At 72.5% G+C, this 23,959-nt stretch carries 18 protein-coding genes and 6 tRNA genes; 9 read left to right on the plus strand and 15 right to left on the minus strand.

From position 1 onward, the window contains the following. Position 1 precedes the first annotated feature (1 nt). Genes PPSIR1_RS05000 through PPSIR1_RS05010 form a run of 3 tightly spaced genes read right to left on the minus strand, consistent with a single transcriptional unit; the run spans position 2 to position 3,713 of the window. Positions 2-526 carry a GNAT family N-acetyltransferase gene (locus tag PPSIR1_RS05000; protein WP_006969905.1) on the minus strand — a complete coding sequence of 175 codons (525 nt, stop codon included), beginning with the start codon at positions 524-526 and terminating at the stop codon, positions 2-4. Further along, a complete protein-coding gene (locus tag PPSIR1_RS05005) occupies positions 523-2,505 on the minus strand; it encodes a polysaccharide biosynthesis protein (RefSeq protein ID WP_006969906.1) in 1,983 nt (660 codons plus the stop codon). Before PPSIR1_RS05005 ends, PPSIR1_RS05000 begins: the two co-directional genes overlap by 4 nt. Further along, positions 2,502-3,713 carry a DegT/DnrJ/EryC1/StrS family aminotransferase gene (locus tag PPSIR1_RS05010; RefSeq protein ID WP_006969907.1) on the minus strand — a complete coding sequence of 404 codons (1,212 nt, stop codon included), beginning with the start codon at positions 3,711-3,713 and terminating at the stop codon, positions 2,502-2,504. The genes PPSIR1_RS05005 and PPSIR1_RS05010 overlap by 4 nt, the downstream gene beginning before the upstream one ends. 291 nt (positions 3,714-4,004) lie before the next feature. Here PPSIR1_RS05010 and PPSIR1_RS05015 point away from each other — a divergent pair, with 291 nt between their 5' ends. From PPSIR1_RS05015 to PPSIR1_RS05030, 4 genes are all read left to right on the plus strand, one after another. Continuing rightward, positions 4,005-5,942, plus strand: coding sequence for a DUF4215 domain-containing protein (locus tag PPSIR1_RS05015; protein WP_006969908.1), 1,938 nt, complete (start codon positions 4,005-4,007; stop codon positions 5,940-5,942). Between the two features lie 101 nt (positions 5,943-6,043). Next, positions 6,044-7,270: an O-antigen ligase family protein gene (locus PPSIR1_RS05020; RefSeq protein ID WP_006969909.1), complete on the plus strand. Its 1,227-nt coding sequence runs from the start codon at positions 6,044-6,046 to the stop codon at positions 7,268-7,270. Beyond that, positions 7,249-8,499, plus strand: a complete 1,251-nt coding sequence (locus PPSIR1_RS05025; RefSeq protein ID WP_006969910.1) for a glycosyltransferase family 4 protein — start codon at positions 7,249-7,251, stop codon at positions 8,497-8,499. The genes PPSIR1_RS05020 and PPSIR1_RS05025 overlap by 22 nt, the downstream gene beginning before the upstream one ends. Continuing rightward, positions 8,496-9,833, plus strand: coding sequence for a lipopolysaccharide biosynthesis protein (locus PPSIR1_RS05030; protein WP_006969911.1), 1,338 nt, complete (start codon positions 8,496-8,498; stop codon positions 9,831-9,833). The genes PPSIR1_RS05025 and PPSIR1_RS05030 overlap by 4 nt, the downstream gene beginning before the upstream one ends. Here PPSIR1_RS05030 and PPSIR1_RS05035 read toward each other — a convergent pair. Then, positions 9,789-10,532 (minus strand): sugar transferase, encoded by a 744-nt coding sequence (locus PPSIR1_RS05035; protein WP_006969912.1) that lies wholly within the window; start codon positions 10,530-10,532, stop codon positions 9,789-9,791. The genes PPSIR1_RS05030 and PPSIR1_RS05035 overlap by 45 nt on opposite strands. Beyond that, positions 10,529-11,632 (minus strand): lipid II:glycine glycyltransferase FemX, encoded by a 1,104-nt coding sequence (locus PPSIR1_RS05040; protein ID WP_006969913.1) that lies wholly within the window; start codon positions 11,630-11,632, stop codon positions 10,529-10,531. The genes PPSIR1_RS05035 and PPSIR1_RS05040 overlap by 4 nt, the downstream gene beginning before the upstream one ends. 168 nt (positions 11,633-11,800) lie before the next feature. On the opposite strand from PPSIR1_RS05040, the gene PPSIR1_RS05045 reads away from it, so the two are divergent. After that, entirely contained in the window at positions 11,801-14,149 is a 2,349-nt protein-coding gene (locus PPSIR1_RS05045) for a GumC family protein (protein WP_006969914.1), read from the plus strand. A 251-nt stretch (positions 14,150-14,400) separates the two neighbouring features. On the opposite strand, the gene PPSIR1_RS05050 is transcribed toward PPSIR1_RS05045, so the two are convergent. Together PPSIR1_RS05050 and PPSIR1_RS05055 are read right to left on the minus strand one after the other, a co-directional pair. Then, a complete protein-coding gene (locus tag PPSIR1_RS05050) occupies positions 14,401-15,684 on the minus strand; it encodes an RNA polymerase sigma factor (protein WP_006969916.1) in 1,284 nt (427 codons plus the stop codon). 12 nt (positions 15,685-15,696) lie between these two features. Further along, positions 15,697-16,047, minus strand: coding sequence for a YciI family protein (locus tag PPSIR1_RS05055; RefSeq protein ID WP_006969917.1), 351 nt, complete (start codon positions 16,045-16,047; stop codon positions 15,697-15,699). A gap of 146 nt (positions 16,048-16,193) precedes the next feature. Between PPSIR1_RS05055 and PPSIR1_RS05060 the strand changes: the two genes are divergently transcribed. The 4 genes from PPSIR1_RS05060 to PPSIR1_RS05075 all read left to right on the plus strand — a co-directional run bounded on the left by PPSIR1_RS05060 (position 16,194) and on the right by PPSIR1_RS05075 (position 19,921). Continuing rightward, entirely contained in the window at positions 16,194-16,862 is a 669-nt protein-coding gene (locus PPSIR1_RS05060) for an SEL1-like repeat protein (RefSeq protein WP_157595208.1), read from the plus strand. Between the two features lie 94 nt (positions 16,863-16,956). Then, positions 16,957-18,666: a sigma 54-interacting transcriptional regulator gene (locus tag PPSIR1_RS05065; RefSeq protein WP_045115403.1), complete on the plus strand. Its 1,710-nt coding sequence runs from the start codon at positions 16,957-16,959 to the stop codon at positions 18,664-18,666. A gap of 103 nt (positions 18,667-18,769) precedes the next feature. Continuing rightward, on the plus strand, positions 18,770-19,087 hold the full coding sequence (locus PPSIR1_RS05070) for a phosphopantetheine-binding protein (RefSeq protein WP_006969920.1): 318 nt from the start codon (positions 18,770-18,772) through the stop codon (positions 19,085-19,087). A 120-nt stretch (positions 19,088-19,207) separates the two neighbouring features. Next, positions 19,208-19,921: a lysophospholipid acyltransferase family protein gene (locus tag PPSIR1_RS05075; RefSeq protein WP_006969921.1), complete on the plus strand. Its 714-nt coding sequence runs from the start codon at positions 19,208-19,210 to the stop codon at positions 19,919-19,921. 240 nt (positions 19,922-20,161) lie between these two features. Here PPSIR1_RS05075 and PPSIR1_RS05080 read toward each other — a convergent pair whose 3' ends face one another. The 8 genes from PPSIR1_RS05080 to PPSIR1_RS05115 all read right to left on the minus strand — a co-directional run bounded on the left by PPSIR1_RS05080 (position 20,162) and on the right by PPSIR1_RS05115 (position 23,835). Continuing rightward, complete coding sequence (locus tag PPSIR1_RS05080; protein ID WP_006969922.1) at positions 20,162-21,811, minus strand: RCC1 domain-containing protein; 1,650 nt, start codon at positions 21,809-21,811, stop codon at positions 20,162-20,164. 105 nt (positions 21,812-21,916) lie between these two features. After that, a tRNA-Leu gene (locus PPSIR1_RS05085) sits at positions 21,917-21,990 on the minus strand. Between the two features lie 5 nt (positions 21,991-21,995). Beyond that, positions 21,996-22,068: transfer RNA gene (locus PPSIR1_RS05090), tRNA-Arg, on the minus strand. A gap of 41 nt (positions 22,069-22,109) precedes the next feature. Beyond that, positions 22,110-22,181 (minus strand) — tRNA-Arg (locus PPSIR1_RS05095). Positions 22,182-22,194: 13 nt separating this feature from the next. Further along, positions 22,195-22,270, minus strand: a tRNA-Leu gene (locus PPSIR1_RS05100). Positions 22,271-22,273: 3 nt separating this feature from the next. After that, a tRNA-Arg gene (locus tag PPSIR1_RS05105) sits at positions 22,274-22,348 on the minus strand. 11 nt (positions 22,349-22,359) lie between these two features. Further along, a tRNA-Leu gene (locus tag PPSIR1_RS05110) sits at positions 22,360-22,435 on the minus strand. A 389-nt stretch (positions 22,436-22,824) separates the two neighbouring features. Further along, on the minus strand, positions 22,825-23,835 hold the full coding sequence (locus PPSIR1_RS05115; protein ID WP_006969923.1) for a hypothetical protein: 1,011 nt from the start codon (positions 23,833-23,835) through the stop codon (positions 22,825-22,827). Positions 23,836-23,959: the final 124 nt, after the last annotated feature.

Raw genomic sequence — 23,959 nt, forward strand, 5'->3', positions numbered from 1 at the left:
GTTACGAGGGCGGGCTCGCGTAGGCCGCGAGGACCCAGACGGCGTGCTCGCTGCCGTCGGCGTGCCGACGCGTGTGGGCGGCCTGGCCCTCGCGCACGAAACCGAGCTTTTCGTGGAGCCCGATCGAGCGCGCGTTCCAGCCCGGCCAGTAGCCCCACAGCCGCCGCCAGCCGAGGGTCTCGAAGGCCAGACGCAGGACCTCGGCGGCGGCCTGCTTGCCGAGGCCGCGACCCCAGTACTCGGGCTCGCCGATCGCCAGGCCGCAGTACTGCCCCTCGTCGGGCCCGGGGCCGTGGGCGAGCTTGGCGTAGCCGATCGCCCGACCGTCGAGGGTGATGGTCATGAGCGTGATCCTCGGGTCCTCGCGCTGACCCGCGAACCATCGCCGCGTGCCCTCGAGGTCGACGCGCTCGAGGAAGCCGATCCACTCGTTGACCCGGGGGTCGTTGGCCCAGCGCACCTTCGCCGGCAGATCAGCCTCGATCATCGGGCGCAAGGCCAGCCCAACATCCAGCTTGGCGTTCATCGCTCGAGCTCCGCCGTGGGCAGCAAGGCGTGGAGGCTCCGGCGCACGCCGAGCTCGTCGGCGGCTCGGGCCGCGCCCAGCAAGGTCTCCAGCCCCGCCCACAGCGAGCTCGACGAGGGCCCCCGGCTCGCGTCCTCGCGCTCGACGAGGATCGCCGGGTGGCTGGTCGGGTCCAGACCCGCCTCGCCGCACAGCTCCTCGCTCAACTTTTCCCCGGGCCGCAGCCCCGTGAACTCGATCGCCACGTCCTCGCCCGGGATCAGCCCCGAGAGCCGGATCAGGTCGTGGGCGAGGTCGACGATGCGCACGGGCTCGCCCATGTCGAGGATGAAGATCTCCCCGCCGCGGCCCATGGTCCCGGCCTGGAGCACGAGCTGCGAGGCCTCGGGGATGGTCATGAAGTAGCGCTCCATGTCCGGGTGGGTGACGGTGACCGGGCCGAACTTGGCGATCTGCGCCTTGAAGATCGGGACCACGCTGCCGTTGCTGCCCAGCACGTTGCCAAAGCGGACGGTCACGAAGCGGGTCGAGCCGTGGCTGCGCGCCCCCAGATCGCGGACGATCAGCTCGGCGCAGCGCTTGCTCGCGCCCATGACCGAGCGCGGGCGCACGGCCTTGTCCGTCGAGATCATCACGAAGGTCTCGGCGCCGTGCTCCGCCGCGAGCTCGGCGATGTTGCGCGTGCCCTCGACGTTGTTGAGCACCCCCGGCCCGGGGTTCCACTCGAGCATGGGCACGTGCTTGTGGGCGGCGGCGTGGAACACCAGCTGCGGGCTGCGCTCGGCGAAGGCGCGGTCGAGAAAGGCCCGCTCGGTGATGTCGATGAGCAGGGGGACGAGCTCGATCTCCGGGAAGCGCTGGCGCAGCTCCCGGTGGATCTCGAACAGCGCGTTCTCGGCCCGCTCGACCAGGAGCACGCGCCGGGGGCCAAAGCGGCACAGCTGCCGACACAGCTCGCTGCCGATGCTCCCGCCCGCGCCGCTGACCATCACGACCTTGGCGCGGACCGTCGCGGCGATCGCCCCCTCGTCGAGGCGCACGGGCTCGCGGCGCAGCAGGTCTTCGATGGCGACCTCGCGGATCCGGCTCAGCGCGACCCGGCCGTCGACGAGCTCGCCGACGCCGGGGACGATCTTGACGGGCAGGCCGAGGGCCTCGGCGGACCGGCTGACCCGGCGAACCAGGGCGCCGGTGGCCCGGGCCACGGAGATCAGCACCTCGTCGACGCCCTCCCGGGCGCAGACCTCCGCGAGCTGCCCGACGGCCCCGAGCACGCGCAGGCCGTGGATGCTCTGGCCGCGCTTGGCCAGGTCGTCGTCGAGGAAGCCCACGGGCTCGAAGCTGGGTCGACGGGCCAGATCGCGAGCCACGGCGACGCCCGCCTCGCCCGCGCCGATCAGCAAGACCCGCCGCGGACCTCGGCCGGTGCCCGGGGCTTGGGTCCACGCCCACGCGCCCTCGCGCTCGCCGAGCATGCGCCACGCCCCGCGGGTGCCGACCAGGCCGATGAACACCAGCATGACGTCGGCCGCGATCGCGCCGATCGGCACCAGGGTGTGCTGGGCGAGGGGCAGCGCGGGCGTCAGCGCCGGGGCGAGGAAGCGGACGACCAGCAGCCCCACCCCGGACACGCCGGCCGCGGCCGCGATCCGCCGCGCCTCCGGGAAGCCGAAGTAGCGCCACGAGCAGCGCGGCACGTCGAGGGCGAGGAGCACCAGGTACTGCCAGATCATCACCCACGGCAGGACCAGGAGCAGGCGCTTGGGCCACGGGCGCGGGATGGCCCAGTCAAAGCGCAGCGCGAAGGCCAGCCACAAGGCCGCGGCGAGCACGGCCAGGTCGAGGAAGACGCGCACGAGCTGGCTCAGCGCCCGGCTGCGGGCCGCGCTCGCCGCAGTCGGCGGAGCGACGGCGACGGCCTCCTCGCCCTCCGTCTCACTGGCGCGCCTCCGAGGGAGCGAGTCCGCGTAGCTGTTCAACGCAGGCCTCCGGCCGCTGCCGCTGCCATCGCAACCTGCGGACGCGCCCGGCGATGGAGCTCGCGGAACACCGCGATGACCCGCTCCCGATCTTCCGCGCGCAGGGTCGACCCGCTCGGCAGGCACAGGCCGCGCGCGAACAAGTCGTCCGTGACCCCCGCGCCGATCATTCGACAGCCCGCGAACACCGGCTGCAGGTGCATGGGCTTCCACACCGGGCGGGCCTCGATGTTCTCGGCCGCCAGGGCCACGCGCAGGGCCTCCCGGTCCACGCCAAAGCGATCCGGATCGACGAGCAGCACGCTGAGCCAGCGCGTCGACGCAAAGCCCTCGGGCTCGGGCATGAACTGGAGCCCCGGGAGCGCGCCCAGAGCTTCGGCGTAGTGGGCGTAGTTGGCCCGGCGCGCGGCGATCAGCGCGTCGAGGCGACCGAGCTGGGCCAGGCCCACGCCCGCCAGCAGGTTGCTCAGGCGGTAGTTGTAGCCGAGCTGCTCGTGCTGGTAGTGGGGCGCGGGCTCGCGGGCCTGGGAGGCCAGCCAGCGCGCGCGCTCGATGAGCTCGGGGTCGTCGCCCACGAGCATGCCGCCGCCGCTGCAGGTGATGATCTTGTTGCCGTTGAAGGACACGGCCGAGAGCGCGCCGAAGCTGCCCGCGGGGCGCCCCCCCACGCGCGCGCCGAGGGCCTCGGCGGCGTCCTCGAGGATCGCCACGCCGTAGCGCTCGCACGCCGCGGTGATCCGCGGCCAGTCCGCGCACTGGCCGTAGATGTCGACGACGATCAGGACCTTGGGCAGGCGACCCCGGGCCGCGGCCTCAGCCAGCGCCTGCTCGAGCAGCTCTGGGTCCAGGTTCCAGGTCCGCGCCTCGCTGTCGAGGAACACGGGCTCCGCACCGAGCCAGCGCACCGGCGAGACCGAGGCCACGAAGGTCAGCGTCGACAGCCACACCGCGTCCCCCGGGCCGACGCCGAGCAGGCGCAGACCCAGGTGCAAGGCCGCCGTCCCGCTGTTGGTCGCGGCTCCGCAGCGCCGCTGCACGCGGGCCGCGAGCGCCTCTTCGAAGGCGTCGACCTGCGGCCCCAAGGGCGCGATCCAACCGGAGTCGAATGCGGACGCGAGCGCATCGCGCTCGGCCGCACCCACGTCCGGCGGCGACAGGTAAACCCGCGCTGCGGTGGTCGTGCAGTCCATCCCGAACGGCGACTCCATGCCGCGACGGATCCGTCGCCTTCACGTTTTTTCGCCCGAGGATTTTTTTGCCCGCGCCGTGAAGGACCCGCGCGCCGGTGCCATGCAATCACGAAGGCCCCCTCATCCGCGCGCGCCGAGCGTTTCCCCATGCACGCCCGTGAGCGGGTCCCCGCTCGGGCCAATCGGGGCTAAGATCAGCACCGGATGAAAGCGACGACGATGGACCCGACCGCCCCCCTGGCCAGACTCGGCCGAGCTGCTCGCAGCGCGAGCGTCACGGGAACGCTAACCACCGCGGGACTCGTGGGGATGCTGGCCGCGGCCGGGTGCTCTGGCGACGACCTCACCGAGGTCGTCGGCGACGAGGCCTCGACCACGGGCACGGACACCGCGGACACCGGTACGGAGACTGACACCGAGACGGACACCGACTCCGAGTCCGAGTCCGAGACCACCGGCATGCCCTGCCCCGCCGGGACCGAAGACTGCCCGTGCACCGCCCAGGGCGAGTGCGACCCCGGGCTGAGCTGCGTCGGCGGCACCTGCACCCCAGAGGTCCCGCCGCAGTGCGGCAACGACATCGTCGAGGGCGACGAAGAGTGCGACGACGGCAACTTCGTCGACGACGACGGCTGCACCAACGCCTGCACCCTGCCCGCCTGCGGCGACGGCGTGGTCCAGGCCGGAGAGGGCTGCGACGACGGCAACACCGTCGACGAGGACGAGTGCACCAACGCCTGCGCCCTGCCCACCTGCGGCGACGGGATCCTCCAGGCCGGGGAGGAGTGCGACGACGCCGACCCCGTCGACGAGGACGAGTGCACCACCGCCTGCACCCTGCCCGTGTGCGGCGACGGCTACATCCAGCTCGGCGAGGGCGAAGAGTGCGACGACGGCAACTTCGAGGACGACGACGCCTGCCCGAGCACCTGCCTCCCCGCCACCTGCGGCGACGGCTTCGTGTGGGCCGGGCAAGAAGAGTGCGACGACGGGGACAACGGCGTCGAGACCGACGCCTGCCTCAGCGGCTGCGTCGCGGCGAGCTGCGGCGACGCGCTGGTCTGGGAGGGGGTCGAGGCCTGCGACGACGGCAACGACGCGCCCGCCGACGGCTGCAACCCCGACTGCGTCGAGAGCGGGAGCGTGCGCTGGGAGCAGGTCCTCGACACCGGGCCCGACAGCTGCGACTACTTCCTGGGCGTCGCGTCCGCGAGCCTCGACGGCGTGGTCGCGGTCGGCTCGACCAACAAGGTCTCCGACGTCCTCGCCGACTGCCAGATCGTCGTGCGCAGCTACACCGCCGACGGCACGCTGATCTGGACCGACAGCCCGCTGACCGGCCCCAACTGCGACGAGGCCTGGAGCGTCGCCGTCGACGACGACGGCCGGGTGTGGGTCGCGGGCTTCGTCTACGACCCGGTCAACGAGCGCGACCAGTGGCTGGCGGTCTACGCCCCCGACGGCGAGCAGCAGTGGTCGCAGACCTACGACAGCGGGCTGTCCGACTGGGCCTACGGCGTGGCCATCGACAGCGCCGGCCGGGGCGTGATGGTCGGCGCCGAGCAGTCCGCGACCCTCGGCTTTGACCTCCGCGTCCGGGTCGTGACCGACAGCGGCGTCACGGCCTGGACCTCGCTCATCGACGACGCGACCACGGACTTCGCCCGGGACGTCACCACCTTCGGGGACACCACCTACATCGCCGGCTTCGCCGGCCCCGCGGGCGACGAGGACGGCCTCGTGCTGGCGCTCGACCTCGAGGGCAATTCGCTGTGGAGCCAGCTCCACGCCGGGGCGGCCGCAGGCACCGATCGCTTCGGGGGCGTGGCCGTCAACGCGGGCGGCGAGGTCGTCAGCGTCGGCTTCGAGACCGGGCCCGTCTACCACGACGTCGTGGTCAAAAAGCACGCCCCCGGCGGCGCGCCGGTGTGGACCGAGGTCTGGGACAACCCCGACCTCAACTGGGGCGACCGGGCCCAGGAGGTCACCATCGACAGCCTAGGAGCGATCGTCGTCGCCGGCCAGACCTGGACCGCGGGCCAGGACTTCGACGACTACGACACCTGGCTGCGCAAGTACGACACCGACGGCAACGAGCTGTGGACGCGGACCGAGGCCGGGCCCGTCGACGGCGAGGACGTGTGGTGGGCCGTCGCCGCCGCGCCCAACGACGACCTGCTCGTCGCCGGGACCATGACCTCGGAGACGGGCTGCAAGGACGCGGTCTTGCGCCGCTACGCCCCCTGACGAGGACCATGCCGAGGATCGATCCACGCAGCGCTCGAGGGCGAAGGCCCGCCCACGCCCGAGCGCGACGTGGATATGGGCATCGACGCGCCCGCGGACCGGTGAGCGCGCTGCGGGCCGAACACCTCGCGGGGGTCGCCCTCGCCCTCTACCTGCTCTCGGGGACCTGGAGCGTCGATCGCATCCTGGCCGTGGAGCCCTCGATCGCGTGGCAGCCCCGCACCTGGGCCGTCGCGGCCTTGCTCGTCCTCGCCTTCCGACCGGGCTCGGGCTCGCGCCGCGGCGGCGGGGTCCGCCCGCCGAGCCCGACCTTGTTCGCCGCCGAGCTGGGCTGGCTGGGGCTCTCGCTCGTCGCGTTGGCCTGGGCGCCGGAGCTCGAGCTGGGCACCCGCGCGGCGATCGATCTGGCCCTGATGATCGCCGTCGCCGTCGCCCTCCGCCGGCTCCTGGTTCACGGTCGCGTCGACGCCCTGCTACAGGGCTTCGAGCTCGCGCTCCTGGGTCTGCTCGGCCTGCTGGCCGCGGCCGCCGTGGCGGGCGGCCTCGGCTCGGGTCGCCTCGCCACGCTGGGCGGCGGCCCCAACGTGTTCGGGCGCAACATGGGCCTGCTGTGCGTGTTCAGCTTCGAGCGCGCGCTCCGGAGCCCCTCTTCCACGACTCCCCGCCGCGCCAGCGCGCTGTGGCCCCTGCTCGCCGTGTTCGCGGCCATGCTCATCGCCCTCTCGGGCTCGCGCGGCGCGATGATCTCCACGGCCGTCGCCCTGTTCGCCCTCCTCGCCCTGGGCCACGCGCGCCCCAGCCGGCGGCTGCTCGTGCTCGCCGGCGCGGTCATCCTCGGCCTCGCCGCGGTCACCTTCACGGAGCTCGGCGCCAAGGTGGCCGAGAGCTTCGCCACCCGGGTCCTCGACCTGCTGCTGCGCGATCGCTACGTCAGCAGCCGCGACGAGATCTACGCCATCGCCCTCGAGCAGGGCGCCCGCCGCCCGGTGCTCGGCCACGGCCTGGCGAGCTTCGCCGCCAACACCCTGTGGCCCTACGCCCACAACATGATCCTCGACGCCTGGTACGAGACCGGCGCCCTCGGGGTCGCGTGCCTGGGCCTGTACCTGAGCCTGTGGGGTCGGGGCGCGTGGGCGTCCTGGCGCTGTCCTCCGGCGCGCCAACCCGGCCTCGCCGGCCTCGACGCGCTGCGGGCCGCGGCCCTGCTGATCCTGGTCGCGTCCCAGTTCAGCGGCGGCCGCTACGACCTCCGCGGCCTGCTGGTGTTCGCCGCCCTCACCTGCCTACGGCCCGCAGCGAGCTCGCCGTGGCGCCGCCCTTCGCCATGAAGATCCTCTACCTGCACCAGTACTTCCTCACGCCCAGCGACCGCGGGGGGACGCGCTCGTGGGAGCTCGCCCGCCGCCTCGTCGACGCCGGGCACGAGGTCACGGTGATCACCAGCGACCGCTTCGTCGATCGGCCCACCTGGGAGGTCCGCGAGCAGGCCGGCATCGAGGTCCACCGCCTCGGCGTGCGCTACGACAACCGCCAGAGCTACCGCGAGCGCGTCGCCGCCTTCCTGCGCTTCGCCACGGCCGCGGGCGCCCGGGCCCACCGAGCCGGCGGCGACCTGGTGTTCGCCACGAGCACCCCGCTGACCATCGCCATCCCCGGCCTCTACGCCGCCCGCCGCCTCGGCGTGCCCTTCGTCTTCGAGGTCCGCGACCTGTGGCCCGACGTGCCCATCGCCATGGGCGCCCTGCGCAACCCCGCGCTGATCGCCGCGGCCCGGGTGCTCGAGCGCACCGCCTACCGCGAGGCCGCCCACGTCGTCGCCCTGTCCCCGGGCATGCGAGCCGGCGTCCTCGCCCAGGGCGTGCCCGCGTCGCGGACCAGCGTGATCCCCAACGCCTGCGACTTCGAGCTCTTCGAGGTCCCCGCCGCCGCCGGGCGCAGCTTCGCCGAGACCCACCCCGAGCTTGGGGTTGGGGACGATGGCGCGCCGCTGCTGGTCTACGCCGGCACCCTCGGCAAGGCCAACGGCGCCAGCTGGCTCGTCGACCTGGCCGCGGCGCTCGCCCACGCCGCCCCCGAACGCGGCGCCCCCACCCCGGTCATCGCCGTCGTCGGCGACGGCTGGGAAGAGCGCGAGATGAACCGGCGCGCCCGCCAAGCCGGCGTCCTCGGCCGCAACTTCCACATGCTCGGGCCCAAGCCCAAGGCCGAAATGCCCGCGATCCTCTCGGCCTCGACCGCCGCGCTCTCGACCTTCATCGACGTGCCCGCGCTGCGCGACAACTCGGCCAACAAATTTTTCGACGCGCTCGCGGCGGGGCGGCCCGTGGTCGTCAACCACGAGGGCTGGATCGCCGACCTCATCCGCGAGCGCGCGTGCGGCCTGGTCCTGCCCCGGAACCCCGAGCGCGCCGCCGCGGCCCTGCTCGACACCCTCGCCGATCCGAGCTGGCGCGAGCGCGCCGGTCAGGCCGCCCGCGAGCTGGGCAAGGCCCGCTTCGACCGCGACGCCCTCGCCCGCGAGCTCGAGCAAACCCTGCGGAGGGTCGCCGCCGCGTGAACGAGGGGGCGCAGTCGGGCGGCGGCTACGGCCGCAGCGTGCTCGTGTCCGTGGCCACGGTCGCGACCATGAGCGCGATGGCGCTGGCCAACAACGTCGCCATCGCGCGCCTGGCCGGGCCCGAGGCCCGCGGGCTCTACGGCGTGGTCGTGGCGATCGGGGCCCTGGCCGTGCCCGCGGCGTCCATGGGCCTGGGGCCCGCCGCGACCTGGCAGCTGGGCAAGCGCGCCGACTCGGAGCCCGCGCAGCTCGGGCGAGTCGTCGCGCACCTGCGCCGCGTGGTCTTGCTGAGCCTCGCCCTCGGCATGGGCCTCGGCGCCCTCGCCCTCGGCGTCCGCAGCTTCGCCCCCTCCCCGACCCACGCGACCTTGCTGGCGATCGGCTGCGCCGCGTTGACCCTCCCGGCCCAGGTCACCAACGAGCTCGGTCGCGGGGTCGCCCTGGGCCGGCGGCGCGCGCTGACCTACAACCTGCTCGCCGTCGCCGTGCTCGCCGGGCTGCTGAGCCTCAACCTGCTCACGGCCCAGCGCGGGCCGGCGCAGGTCCTGGTCAACCTCGGCGTCGCCAACTGGATCGTCGCGCTGGCCGTGATGGTCCGCGGCTCCAGCCTCGCGCGCGCTCCCGAAAAAGAAGAAGACCCCGGGCCCCTCGACGCCCTCCGAGCCTACGGCGCCCGGGCGACCCTCGTCGCCCTCGGCGACGCCGCCCTGCTCCGCGCCGACTACCTGCTCGCCGCGCCCATCATCGGCCTGACCAAGCTCGGCATCTACGCCATCGCCGATCAGATCAGCCACCTCATGGCCATGGTCGGCCTGCTCGCCGGCAAGATGATGCTGCCCGAGAGCGCCGCGGACTCCGAGGGCGGGCGCAGCCTCGCCAAGCTCGGCCTGGCCTGCCGCCTGCTCGTCCTCGCGTTGAGCCTCGGCAGCCTCGTCGCCATCGCCGTGGGTCCGTGGCTGATCCCGGCCCTGTTCGGCCCCGAGTTTGCCCCCGCCTACGCGGCCATGCTGATCCTGCTTCCGGCGGCCCTACTCAAGGGACTCAGCGCGCTGATCTCCACGTGGCTGGCCGGGCGCGGCGTCCAGCGACCCACGGTCCGCGCGGGCGCCCTGGCCCTCGGCGCCCAAGCCCTCGGCGTCGTCGCCCTCGGCCTGAGCCTGGGCTGGCTCGGCGTGGCGATCGCCAAGACCCTCGGCTACCTGGTGCAGTTCGTCGCGGTGCTCCGCGCCCTCGAGCGCCACCGCCCCGGGGCCGCCGCCAGCCTCGGCTGGCGCCCCCGCCTCGACGATCTACGCGCCCTCAGCCGTTGGCTCGCTGCCCGCCTCGGACGCTGAGTCGTGGACGTGGGGTAGGGAGGGCGTGGCGTCGTCCACGACGGCTAAAATAGTCAGAGACTGTGAGTTACTCACAGTCTCTGAGCTCGAGAACCACCCGAGGTCGTCGACCTCGGTCATGGCCTGGCCCGTCTCCTGCCCCGAGCCGACCACGACCTGGGCGACCGTGCGCGCGAGGATGTCCAGGTCGACGCGCAGGCTGTGGTGGTCGACGTACCAGACATCGAGGACCAGGCGGCGAGAGAAGGGGATGGCCTGGCGCCCGTTGACCTGGGCCCAGCCCGTGATCCCCGGGCGCACCTCGTGGCGCCGCGCTTGCTCCGGCGTGTACTTGTCGAGGTACTCCATGAGCAGAGGCCGCGGGCCGACCAGGCTCATGTCGCCGATCAGCACGTTCCACAGCTCGGGCAGCTCGTCGATGCTGGTCTTGCGCAGCGCTCGGCCCACGGCCGTGACCCGGGCGCCGTCGCTGTGCCAGCGATCTTCGCCAGGGCGCGGCTCGACCATGGTGCGGAACTTGTAGATCGTGAACGGCCGACCGCCGCGGCCGGGACGGCGCTGGCGAAACAAGATCGGCCGGCCCATGGTCGCCCAGATCGCCAGCCCCGCGCCGACCAGCACCGGCGCGCCAGCGACCAGCCCCGCGCTCGCCCCGAGCACGTCCATGCCGCGCTTGAGCCCAGGCCACAGCCGACTCACGCCTCGTCCTCCACTTCTTTTTCAGAGGGAACGACCGGCACCTGGCGATACGCCGGGAAGAAGCCGCTCGTCGCGTCGACGCCTTGGGCCCGACACAGCGCCGCGTAGGCAGAGGGATCGGCGATCCACTCCCAGGTCTGGAACACCCCGCGGCGCTTGGAGAAGCCGCGCTTGAAGCGGAGCAGCTCGTCCTCGGCCGAGCCCAGGCCGCCGCCCAGGTTCAACTTCGAGAGCCCCGCCGCGGCGCAGCGCTGGCGCACGGCGTGGATCAACGGGCGCGTCGGCGCGGCCCGGCGGTGGGCGCTCGCCGTCCCCGAGAAGTGGTACTGGACCATGCCGCAGCTGCGCGTGAACAGGGCCCCGGCGGCGACCTGCCCCTCGTGCTCGACGAAGGCCAGGAAGGCGCGAGAGCCCAACGCCGCGAGCAGGCCCTCGAGGTAGGGCCGAGCGAAGCCCGACCAGCTCGCGTCGAGGCGGGCCATGGTCTCGGCGTAGACGGCGTAGAAGTCGTCGAAGCGGGCGCAGTCGTCCTCGACCACGGCGACGTAGCCGGCCTCGACGCTGCGCCGGATCTTGCGGCGATCCATGCTCCGGTACTCGCCCCACTGCGCCTCCTCGGAGCCCTCGAGGTCGATCCACACCAGCGGACCGCGCTCGCGCAGCTCCTCGCCCAGCGCAGGCGCGAGGGCCTCGTTCAAGAAGGGGTGCAGGCGCACGAAGGCGCTGGCCAGGCCGAGCTGCGCCATGCCCCGGCGCCAGGCCGCGAGCAGCTTGGCGACCACCGCGGGCGCGTCGCTGCTCATCAGCGGCCCCGGGTAGCCGTAGGGCGAGAGCGCGTCGTGGCTCGCCGAGCTGACCGCGCGCAGGGGCTCCGGCAAGGGCCGGCGAATCAGGGGCAAGAGCCCCACCTCGCCGTCCACCTCGACGCGCAGCGCCCCGCCCTCGCCGCCGAGGCGCGCGGCCTCGAGGGCGACGTAGTCGGGGAGCTGGTGAAAGTCGTGCACGCAGCGCGCGAGCACCTCGTCCCAGCGGCCGCGATCGTCGGCTGCGCTCGCGTCGAGCCATGCCAGCTGGTCTAGCTGAGAAGCGGGCGCGCTCACCCGCGACGCGACCCTCCGCGACGTGCCATCCACGGCCCCAGGCTAGCACGCAGCTCCCGACCGGGCGCCGGGTCCTCGCCGTGCGCAGACACCAAAAAATTCCGTGAAGGTTCGGGCCGCGATCGCCATGGACGAGGACGACGGCTGCGCTGCGCCGCCGCACCCGACATGACCGAGCACCGCGACCTCGGGCCTGTGGCTGGGCCGCCCGGCCATCCCAGTCACCTGGCCACGGCGAGCGCCCCGAGCTGGACCGCCCCGCCCCCTGGCTGGGGCCCCTCGCGCCCCGGCTGGCCGAGCCACCGCCCGCCGCCCTACGCCGCCTACGAGCTCGACGAGTCCGCGCACGATCCGGCCATCACGTCCATCTTCGACGTGCTCGCGATCTTGCGTCGGCGCTGGCTCCTGGTCGCCAGCGCCACCGCGTTGTCGCTGACCGTCGGCGTGCTCTTGCTGACCCTGCTGCCCAAGCAGTGGCGCGCCGAGGTCAGCCTGCTGCTCAACCCCTCGGGCCCGGAGGTCCTCGACGAGGTCGACGGCGTCGAGGAGGAGCTCGACAGCTTCGGCTACCGCCAGTACTACCGGACCCAGCGCGAGGTCATCTCGAGCCGGACCGTGGCCGAGGCCTCCATCGCGCGCCTGGGCCTGGCCGAGGACCCGGAGTTCCTCGGCGTCGACCACATCCACGACGCGAACGAGCGGGCCGAGGCCGCGGCCGAGATCGACCCCGTCGAGCGCCTGCGCGAGATCGTCTCGATCCGCGAGGTCAACGAGTCCCGGGTGGTCCGCATCCGCGTCGAGTACCCCGACCCCGAGCGCGCCGCCGAGATCGCCAACACCCTCGCCGCGACCTACCTCGAGTACATCACCGGCGAGCGCGTCGACGACGGCGCCCGGGCCCAGCGCGACCTGAGCAAGGAGCTCGGAGAGGCGCGCACCCGCCTGCGCGCCGCCGAGCGAGCCCTCGCCGACTTCAAGACCGAGCACGCGATCACGACCATCGCCCTCGAGGACCGCCAGAGCGTGGTCACCACCAAGATCCTCGAGCTCAGCGAGCAGGCCCAGGCCGCCCAGGCCGCCCGCATCGCCGCCGAGGACCTCTACGACGAGGCCAAGCGCCTCCACGCCAAGGGGGCCTACTCCGGGGCCGCGGCGCTCCTCGACCCCAGCCAGCAGACCATCTTCGACGACCTGCTGCGCGAGCGCCTGGCCGCGCAAAAAGACTTCCTGGCCCTCGACCTGCGCTACGGCGATCAGCACCCGCGCTGGCGCGAGGCCAACGAGCGCCACGCGCTCATCGACGCGACCATCGAGGCCGAGGCCGACAGCCACCTGGCGACCTTCGCCGCCCGCTACCGCGCCGCCAAGGCGACCCAGGTCAAGCTCGAGGCCGCGCTGAAGGCCGAGCAAAACCGGGCCCTCGAGCTCAGCGAGCTCGAGCCCGAGTACCGCGAGCTCGCCCGGACGGTCGCCGACGCCGAGGACATCTACGGCGTGCTCGCGCGCCGCGACACCGAGGTCGGGCTGACCAACCGCGTCGAGGGCCGCCCGCCCGTCGAGATCCTCGATCCGGCCACGGCCGGGCGCGAGCCCGTGCGCCCGCGCATGGCCCTGGGCCTCGCCGCCGCCGGGCTCATCGGCCTGGTCCTCGGCGGCCTCGGGGCCGTCGCCGTCGACCTGCGCGACTACACCATCCGCGAGCTCGGCGACCTCGAGCTCGCCGTCGCGGGCTGGGACCTGCCCGTGCTCGGCCAGCTCCCGCGCATGCCGCTGGACCCCAAGCTCGGCGGCGCCAACCACCGCGACCAGCGACGCCACCGCGACCTCCACACCCACGCCCATCCGCAGTCGCCCATGGCCGAGCAGGCCCGCGGCATCCGGGCCGCCGTGGGCTTCGCGCTCTCGCGCCAGGAGCAGCACTGCCTGCTCGTGACCTCGCCGGCGAGCTCCGAGGGCAAGAGCTCCACCGCCCTCAACCTCGCCCTGAGCTGGTGCCAGGCCGGCAAGCGCGTGGTCCTGGTCGACGCCGACATGCGCCGGCCTCGGCTCCACGAGGTCTTCGCCATGCCGCTCGCCAGCCTCGACCACGGCCTGGCCACGGTGCTCACCGGCGGCTCCTCCCTCGACGACGCCCTGGTCCCCGGCGAGGCCCTCGACGGCGCCCCCGAGAGCCTGAGCATCCTGCCCTGCGGCCCGCTGCCGGCCACGCCCGCCGAGCTCCTCGACGGCCACGGCTTCCGCCGCACCCTCGCCGAGCTGCGCCAGCGCTTCGACGTGGTGATCTTCGACACCCCGCCGCTCATGCCCGTGGTCGACGCGCTGATCCTCGCCCGCCAGGTCGACGGCGTGGTGCTCGTGGCCCGCTGCGGCGCGAGCTCCCGCGCCGACGTCCAGCGCAGCCTCGGGCTGCTGCGACGCCACGACACCAACTTGCTCGGTCTGGTGCTCAACGACGTCGAGCTGCGCGAGCGCAGCGGCTACTACCGCTACGGCGAGTACAGCGCTCCCTCGGCCTGAGCGTTCTTGGGCCTCAGAGACTGTGAGTTACTCACCGTCTCTGTCGATTTTAGCCGTCGTGGACGACGCCACGCCCTCCCCGCCCCACGCCCACGACTCAGAGACGGTCAACGAATCCACGCCCCCGCTCGCGGGGGCGACCACCAGCCTTCTCGAAGGCACGAACCCCATTGCCCACCAAGCCATAGCGGAGGAGCGGATAGCGACGAAGCGCCCCCGGTCTTCAGATGCCTGTGGGGGTAGAGCAGAACTCAGTTCTCCAGCGCTCGCAAGCGCCGCTCGAGGTAGCGCCGCTCCGCCGCGTTGCTGACCAGCTCCAAGGCCCGCGCGTAGGCCTTCGCCGCCCCATCCAGCACGCCTTTGCGGCGCAGCAAGTCCGCCCGCGCGGCGTGCAGCAGGTGGTAGCGCGTCAGCGATCCGTCCGCCTCGATCGCGTCGAGCTCGCGCAGGCCCGCGTCGAGGCCAAAGTGGGGCCCGCGGGCCATGGCGATCGCCGCGGCCCGGTTGAGGCGCACGATCGGGCTGGGCTCGAGGCGCATCAACAAGGTGTAGAGCCCGACGATCTGCGGCCAGTCCGTGTCCTCGGGGGCGCGCGCGGTCGCGTGCAAGGCCGCGATCGCGGCCTGGAGCTGGTAGGGCCCGGGCGCGCGCAGGCGCATGGCCGCCTCGAGGGCCGCGGCCGCCTCGGCGATCTCCCCGTGGTGCCAGCGCGTCCGGTCCTGGTCCTCGAGCAGGACCAGATCCCCCGCGGCGTCGACTCGGGTGTCGCGGCGCGCGTGGTGCAGCCGCAGCAGCGCCCACAGGCCGACGACCTCGGGCGTGTCGGGCAGCAGCCGGCGGGTCACCGCGGCCAGCCGGATGGCCTCGCCGCACAGCTCCCGGCGCAGCAAGGCGTCCCCGCTCGTCGCCCGGTAGCCCTCGTTGAAGATCAGGTAGACCACCCGCAGCACCCCGCGCAGGCGCTCGGGCAGCTGCTCGGGCGTGGGCACGGCGTAGGGGATGCCGGCGCGCTGGATCTTCTTCTTGGCCCGGACCAGGCGCTGGGCCATGGTCGCGTCGGGGACCAGGAAGGCCCGGGCGATCTCCACGGTGCTCAGGCCGCCCAGGGTCCGCAGGGTCAGGGCGACCTGGGCCTCCGTGCCCAGGGCCGGGTGGCAGCAGGTAAAGATCAGCGCGAGGCGCTCGTCGGGATAGGCCGGCGCGGACTCGGGGTCGTCCCGCTCGCTCCGCTCTTGCGCGCTGAGCTCGGCCAGCTGCGCGACCGCGGGGGCCTTGTCGCGGGCCGTCCGCTCCCGGCGGTGTCGATCGAGGATGCGATTGCGTGCCACGGTGGTCAGCCACGCGCCCGGCCGAGCGGGCACGCCTTCGGTAGGCCAGCGCTGGATGGCGAGGGCGTAGGCCTCCGCGGCCGCGTCCTCGGCCAGCTGCAGGTCGCGCTGGGTCAGTCGCATCAAGCTCGCGATGATCCGTCCATGCTCGGACTTGAACGTCCGAGCGATGGCAGCCTGCGTGGGATCATCGGCGCGCGCGCTCACGGGGCGCGGAGATCAGTTCCAGACCATGACGGGCCGGACCTCGATGCAGCCGGTCTTGGCCGCCGGGATGCCCGCGGCCAGCTCGATCGCCTCGTCGAGGTTGGCCGCCTCGACCATGTAGTAGCCCCCGAGTTGCTCCGCCGTCTCCGCGAAGGGTCCGTCGGTGATGGTCCGCTCCCCGCCGCGGATGCGCACGGAGGTCGCCGTCGCCACGGGCTCGAGGGCGTCGCCGCCGACGTAGTTCCCGCTGTCTTTGATGTTCTTGGTGTACTCGGCGTAGGCCTGGATCACCTGAGCCTGGCTCTGCTCGTCGCGGTTGGCGATGATGGATTCGTTCTCGTAGATGAGGAGGAGGAACTGCATGACGGGGTCTCACCAAGGCGACGATCGGGCGACGGAGAGATCGACAGGGCCCAGGCCCGATCGACAATTTTTTTCCTGGGCGGATCGGGGGCCGAGTGTGCCACACGCGCACACCCACCGCCGGACGAGGTGTAGGATCCGCTCAGGTGTCCTCCATCGCCTCCACGCGCCCACGCAGGCGCATCTGCGTGCCCTTGGCGCTCGCCCTGCTCGCCGCGGGCTGCCCGGCGGCGACGGAGGAGGATCCCGCGAACACCCCGCCCTCGCTGGTGCAGCAGTGTGAAGCGGGGCGCGGCGAGGCCTGCATGCTGCTGGCCGCGGACCTGCGCGATCGCCAGGGCGAAGCGGCGGCCCTGCCCTACTCGATCCGAGCGTGCGACGCCGACGTGGCCGAGGCGTGCGAGGCCCTCGCCGCCCACTGCCCGACCACGCCAGCGGCCGGCGAGGTCCCCGGGCGGGGGCGTCGCACGGGCGAGGCTTGCCGCAGTCGGGGGCAGGCGGCCCTGCGCGCCGTCGAGTTCGAGCTGCGCAAAGATCGCCCGGCGATCCGCGACACCCTCGACCGCGGCTGCGCCCTCCGCTCGGCCCCGGCCTGCGCGAGCCTAGGTCAACTCGAACTCGAGGACGGGCGCCACGATCGGGCCCGCGTCAGCCTGCACCGCGGCTGCGCCCTCGAGTCCGCGCTGAGCTGCCATCGGCTCGCGCTGATCTTTCGCCAGGGTTTGGGGGTCCCGATCGACGAAGACTACGCGTCCAAACAACTCGAGCGCGCGTGCTCGCTAGGCCATCGGGACAGTTGCAACCCCGACCCCTGAGCGTGACGCGATCTGCTTGGTGCAACCGATTACATCGATTGCGTGCCCGCCGGCTAGTTCCCGGCTGGGTAGCCGAAATGCTAGTCTCGCAGCCATGCAAGCCGAGGACTCGGACCTCGACGGGCTGCTCCACCTCCACGCCCCGTCGACCGCGCTCCATGACTCGGGGCCGCGCGTGATGACGCTGGACCCGGGTGCACTGGGGTCTCTGCGCCACAGCCTGGTGTCTCAATTTGGCCTGCGCACCGCTCGAAATCTGCTGACGCGCGCGGGCCATGACGCCGGCACTCGAGCCGCGCGACGCGTGCTGCGAGAGAGCCCCCGGAGCGCGACCGCGACCCACGACCTCGACGCCCGCCGGCGGGTGCTCGCGACCTTGCAGCGCCTGCAGGGCATGGCGACCCTCGAGTACCTCGACGAGGGCCAGCGCGAGAGCGCCACCGCCCTGCTCGAGATCACCTGGCACCACAGCTACGAGCAAGAGCAGCACGTCGAGCACCTCGGCCAGTCCGACTCGGGCGTGTGCTGGATGCTGTGCGGGTTCATCAGCGGCTTCCTGAGCGCCATCTTCGAGCGCCCGCTGATCGCCGTCGAAGATCAGTGCATGGGCAAGGGCGACGCCCTGTGCAGGACCCGGGTCGAGACCCGCCAGCAGCTCCAGAGCGAGGGCCACCCCGTCCTCGCCGACTACGCCGAGCCGCGCCTCGAGGGCGCCCTCGCCCGCGCCCGCGAAGAGCTGCGCGAGGTCGAGCGGCAGCTGAGGGCTCGCAACCTCGAGCTCGGCGAGTTCACCCGCGAGCGCCAAAACGAAGACGGCGGGGTCATTGCCCGCAGCCCAGTCATGCGCGCGCTGCTCGACACCTCTCGGCGCGTGGCCAAGGTCGACGTGCCCGTGCTCCTGCGCGGACCCACGGGCTCGGGCAAGGAGCGCATCGCCCGGGTCATCCACGCCCGCTCGGCCCGCAGCGCCTCGCCCTTCGTCGCCATCAACTGCGCGCTCATGTCGGAGCAGCTCCTCGACAGCGAGCTGTTCGGCCACGCCCGCGGGGCCTTCCCCGGAGCCTCCCGCGAGCGCGTCGGCCTGCTCGAGGCCGCCCACACGGGGACCATGTTCCTCGCCGAGATCGACACGCTGTCCCGGGGCACGCAGGCCCGCCTGCTCGAGTTCCTCGACTCCCGCGTGTGCCGTCGGCTCGGGGAGATGCGCGGGCGCCCCCTCGACCTGCGCATCGTCAGCGCCAGCGACAAAGACCTCGACGCGGAGGCGACCGCCGGCCGCTTCGACGCCGGGCTGCTCCGGGCCCTGCGCGGCGTCGAGCTCCGCGTCCCCGCCCTCGGCGATCGGCCCGAGGACATCCTCGCCCTCGCCCGGGCCTTCCTCGCCGAGTCGGCGCTGCGCATGGGTCGACCGGTCCGCCGCCTCGGCCCCGCCGCCTGCGAGGCCCTCCTCGCCCACCCCTGGCCCGGCAACGTGCGCGAGCTGCAAAACGCGATCGAGCGCGCCGTCGCCCTCGCCCGCGGCGAGCTCGTCGAGGTCGGAGACCTCCCGCGCCTGGGCAACCGCGGGCGCGGCAAGGCCAAGCACGAGGTCAAGGAGGCGAGCGGGACCGCAGCTGGCACCGCCGCGCGCGAGCACGCCCTCGCCCACCGCCGCCTCGAGATGAGCCTCGCCGACATCGAGCGCGAGCACATCCTCGCCGTCCTCGACGCGACCGGCGGGAACAAGGCCGAGACCGCCCGGCGCCTCGACATCGGCACGGCGACCTTGTTTCGCAAGCTCAAGAAGTACCGCTCGGACAGCTGAGCGGGCCCTGCGCATGGGTTCCGATGGGGTGTCAATCACCCCTCGCGGCCCTCCGGCCCGCCCTGGACTCGACGGCAACGGCCGAGTAAGGTAGCCCACCTTCATGCCCGGCGGCGCGGCACCCGAGATGACTCGGGACGAGATCGAGCGCGAGCTCAAGGTGCTGATCATCAGCGCCCTCCAGCTCGATGAGACGACGCCCGATGACATCGACAGCGCGGCTCCCCTCGCGTCGGCGGGCATCGGCCTCGACTCCATCGACGTGCTCGAGCTCGCCATGGCCGTGCACCGGCGTTTTGGCGTGACCAGCCAGGCCGACGACGAGACCAACCAGCGGATCTACGCGAGCGTCGACAGCCTGACGAACTTCCTCGTCGAGCAGCAGCGCGCGGGCGTCGTGCTTGGCCCCAGGCCGGCCTGAGCCCCGCTCTCGCGCGGCGCACCGAGCCTCCCGCAGGCTCCGTCAACTTCATCACAACGGTGACGAATCTGAGACGCTCGGCCCGTGCGGGCCCCCGCGCCAAAGTGCTAGCGATGGTTTGTGAACCGCGACTTTGACGGACAGCCTGCCGAGAGCGTCAACGACGGCTACACGCGGCGCACCGAGCGTGCTCGCGGCGCCAAGGCCCTGTTTGCGACCACCTGCCTGCGCATGGGCGGCTGGAAGGTCGGCGGGCCCCCGCCGCAGATCGACAAGTACGTGATCATCGCCGCGCCGCACACGACCTGGTGGGACGGCTTTTGGATGCTCGGCTTCGCCTGGGTCTGGGGCATCGAGCTCAACTGGATGGGCAAGGCCTCCCTGGTCAACCATCCCCTCGGCTTCATCCCGCGCTGGGCCGGGGTCGTGCCCGTCGACCGCAGCTCTCCCCAGGGCCTCGTCGCCCAGATGGTCGAGCAGTTCGAGAAGCGCGAGACCATCCTGCTTGCCATCCCCCCCGAGGGCACCCGAGCCAAGCGCGACTACTGGAAGTCCGGCTTCTATCAGATCGCCCGCGGGGCCAAGGTCCCGATGTGCATGAGCTACCTCGACTACGACAAGCGCGAGGCCGGCTTCGGCCCGATGATCGAGCCCAGCGGAGACCTGTCCGCCGACATGGACCGCATCCGGGCCTTCTACAAGAAGGTCTGGTCCCGCCACCCCGAGCTCTACACCGAGCCGCGCCTGCGCGAAGAGGACGTGGTCGTCAAGCTCGACACCTCCGAGCGCAGCGAAGTCGTCGACACCGACGCCCCCCTCGCCGTCGGCCAGTAGCTAGCTCAGCTGCGACTCCGCTCAGAAAATTCGCCCCCTCTGATACGAAACTGACCGCTCGGTAGTCCGCGGGGGGCTGTTTCATCCTTGGTAGGCCGAAGCCTCGACTTCGGTGATGGCTGATCTGATCTGGGGCGACCACATGCCCCCTCGCAGGCACGAACGAGTTTGAGGACAAGCCAAAGCGGAGGAGCGGAGCGACGAAGCGCCCCCAGTCTCCAACCGCCTGTGGGGGCATAATCAATAGAGTTCGACGGCACCCGCGGTCTTCGGCGCTTCGTTGTCGCCGATGTCGTGGGTGAAGCCGTACCCGAGCTGCCCGAACTGGTTGAGGCCCCAGCAGCTGAGGGTGAAGTCCTCGAGCACGGCGCAGGTGTGGGCCACGCCGCCGCCCATGATCGCCACCGCCGGCTTGCCCAGGTCCACGGGCTCGAGCATGTCGGGGGTCTCGTCGTCGCCCACGTCTTCGTCGTCGCCGTAGCCACACTGCCCGGCGGAGCAGTCGCCCCAGCAGCGCACGTTGCCGTCGTTGAGCAGGGCGCAGGTGTGGTCGTAGCCCGCCGCCACGTCGACGGCGCTGGTGCCCAGGGCGATGGGCTCGAGCATCGCGGGGGCCTCCCCGGGGTTGTCGCCCCAGGTCACGGTGTTGCCCTGGCCGAGCTGGCCGCGGTCGTTGTGGCCCCAGCACACCAGCTGCCCCGAGGTGAACAGCGCGCAGCTGTGCGACAGGCCCAAGCTCAGCTTCTGGACCGTCGCGCCGCCAGGTACGGCCGCGGGCTTGATGTCGGCGGCGGGTGAGGACGAGGGCACCTCGTCGTCACCGATGTTTTGGTTGCTCTGGATGCCGAGCTGGCCGCGGTCGTTGCGGCCCCAGCAGCGCACGTCGCCCGTGGTCAGCAGCGCGCACACATGGTTCGCGCCCTGGGCGATGTGCTGGGCCTCGCCGCCGAGGAACACGGCCTCGGCCATGTCCGGGACCTCGTCGTCGCCGATCGTCGTGGTGTTGCCCAGGCCCAGCTGGCCGAAGTTGCTCGCGCCCCAGCAGCGGACGATGCCGCCACCGCGCGCGCAGGTCTGCAGCGCGCCCATGGACACCTCGTCCACGGGGAAGCCCACGGGCACCGCCTCGAGGCCCACGAGGCTCTCGTCGTCGCCGAGGGTGGGCACCACGAAGGAGTTCCCGTAGCCGAGCTGGCCGGTGGCGTTGAGGCCCCAGCAGCGCAAGCTCTGGTCCTCGAACAGCGCGCAGGTGTGGGTGGCGCCCGCGGACAGGCCGATCGCGCCCTCCGCCAGCTGGATCGGGCCGACCTCCGCCGGCGTCTCGTTGTCGCCGACGGTCTGCGGCATGCCGTTGCCGAGCTGGCCGACGACGTTCTCGCCCCAGCACAGCACCTTGCCGCCCTCGATCAGCACGCAGGTGTGGCCGCCGCCGCCGACCGTGTCGAGGATCTCCGTGCGCGTGCAGTCGCTGTCGCAGCCGTCCCCGTCGACGGAGTTACCGTCGTCGCAGGCCTCGTTGGGGTCGAGGGCACCGTTGCCGCAGTCCTCGCCAATGCACACGCCGTCCTCGCAGATGAGGCCGGGGTCGCAGCTGCCCGGCTCCCCGTCGCACTCGCAGCCGACCTCGGTGCACTCGCCGGTCTCGCCCTCGGTCTCCTCGGCGGTCTCGGACGTGGCCTCGCCCTCGCAGACCTGGTCGATGCACATCAAGCCCGGGTCGCAGCCGCCCCCGCCCGTGCACGGGCAGCCCTCGGAGCCGATCGGGCAGTTCGCCTCGTCGCCCTCCGAGTCGTCCGTGGACGTGTCGTCGACGTTCGCGTCGACGAGCCCCGAATCTCCACACCCGAAGGTCAGAGCAGCCAGCGCCAGCAGCCACGGTTGGACCCGCACCGGCACACGGTAACATGGGGCGAAGCCCGCGAGCGCTCGGGGATGCGCGCTCGCGCGAGGCTCGCGGAGCCTGCGCGAGAGTCACATCCCTTTGCACGGGACAAAAGCCGAAGGCGGGACTCGAACCCGCACCCGCCTGGACTTGAATCAGGCCGCTCTTCCCTTTGGCGCACTTCGGCAAACATGGGACATGGTGGACTCGAACCACCACCCTCTCGGCTCGGAACCGAGTGCTCCTCCACTCGAGCTGATGCCCCTCGACAGCCGCGCCTGGACGCGGCCTCACAATGGTTACTGCTGGGACATGAGGGACTCGAACCCCCGACCTCGCGCTTCGCACGCGCGCGCGCTTCCGCTGCGCCAATGTCCCAAAAAAATGTGGATGCCGAGGGCGGGAGTCGAACCCGCAGAATCACCGCATTCTGAGTACGGCCGCTTTACCAACTTGCGTACCTCGGCAGATGGGGCGTGAGGGACTCGAACCCCCGCCGTGTCTCGGTCCGTAGCCGAGTGCTCTTCCAACTGAGCGAACGCCCCTAGAGATGGAGTCCCGAGAGCGGGAGTCGAACCCGCAGAGTCACACAGCGCTCAACTGTGCCGCTTTGCCAGTTTGCGTACCTCGGGATGAGGATGCGTGGCCGCGCGAGGCCACCAAACGCGCCGCCTCCGACCGCCGCGGCTCGACCTCGAGAAGCGGGCACTCATGCCCTCCTCGAAGGTCCTCCGCGCGGTCGCTCGGCTCGCGTCAGCTCGGTCGCTCGCGTGCGCTCGTCGACCCTCAGGGTCGACTCCGCTGGTCCCTTGGCGCTTCGATTGGAGTCACCGAAGACGCCGCAGACGCAGCCCGAGGCGCGCGAGCTCACCGAGCTCACTACGTAGTCGCAATCGCTGCATCGACACGGTCATCATCCAACTCTCCAACTCGATGACTTTGAATTAATGCACCTCCCCCGCGGACGCAAAGACATTTTTTGATTTTTTTTCGAGGCCCCCCAACGAGCCCCACCGAACGCTCAGCTCCCCGTCGCGCCGAGCCTCGAGCGGACCGCGGGCGGCGGACCGAACAGGTCGATCCACACGCTGTCGATCCACGCGCCCATGTTCTGCCAGGGCCGCGCGTCGATGGGCGGCACGACGCGAATGCGCGCGGGCCAGCTGCGCGCGAAGGCCAGCTCGAGGCCCACCCGGGTCCAACCCCGACCGCGGGTCGTGGGGACGCCGAGGGCGTCGCCGCCGAGGGCCCAGTGGAGCTCGCCGAGGGTCAGGAGCAGCTCGCGTCGACGCCCCCCGCGGGCGGGCGTGGGCGGCGGGGTCCAGGCCGAGTCGACGAGGTGCTGGGCCACGCCGAGGAGCAGCTGAGCGCCCCGCTCGACCCACGCCTCGGGGAGCTCGGCGAGCTCGAGCTCGGGGAGGCCAAAGCGCTCCATCCCCCGGGTGCTCAGCCACCGACGTCGACCCGCGCCCGCCGTGCTCGGCAACCGCAAGTGGTGGACCACGCGCACGCGCGCGTCCGCGGGCGGGCGCGGCCGCGGGGGACCTCCGAGCGCGCCCACGCCGAGGTCGACGAGCTCTCCGCCGAGGATGGCCGCGAGCGCCTCTGCGACGATCAGCGCCGCCCACAAGCCTGGACGCCGGGGGCCGCGACGATCGACGCAGCGGACCACGAAGAGCTGACTCGAAGCTCCGCAGACCCGCCTGCCGCTCACGCTCAGCCGCGGAAAGGCCAGCACCGTCCCGCCCTTCGAAGCCGCCTCGACCCGGGGCCGGGCCAGCGAGGCCGACACGTCCGCGTGCCACTCGACGCTGCCGTCCGCGATGAGCTCGAGGATGACCAGCTGCACCCAGCCCCCGAGGGTCTCGAGCACGTGGCGCTGCAACAGCGGGACCAGCTCCGCGCGCGGAGGCAGGCGCAGTCCCGCGGCCGCGCGCAGGTAAAAGGTCGGCTGGGGCCTCGCGGCCTCGTGAGGCTCGGCGGCTGGAGGCGCGACGGGCAGGCGGGGATCGGTGTCGGCGAGAGCGCTCATGGCCCAGAGCGATTGCAGGCCGCGGACCAGCCCGCGTCCCAAGGATCTCGGGGACTTGGACCGACCCTGGCCCCGCGCTCCGGCCCACCTCCGGGACGCCGGCCCGCACGCAGGCCGGCCGGTG

It is taken from the genome of Plesiocystis pacifica SIR-1 (assembly GCF_000170895.1).
Classification (GTDB): Bacteria; Myxococcota_A; Polyangia; order Nannocystales; family Nannocystaceae; genus Plesiocystis; species Plesiocystis pacifica.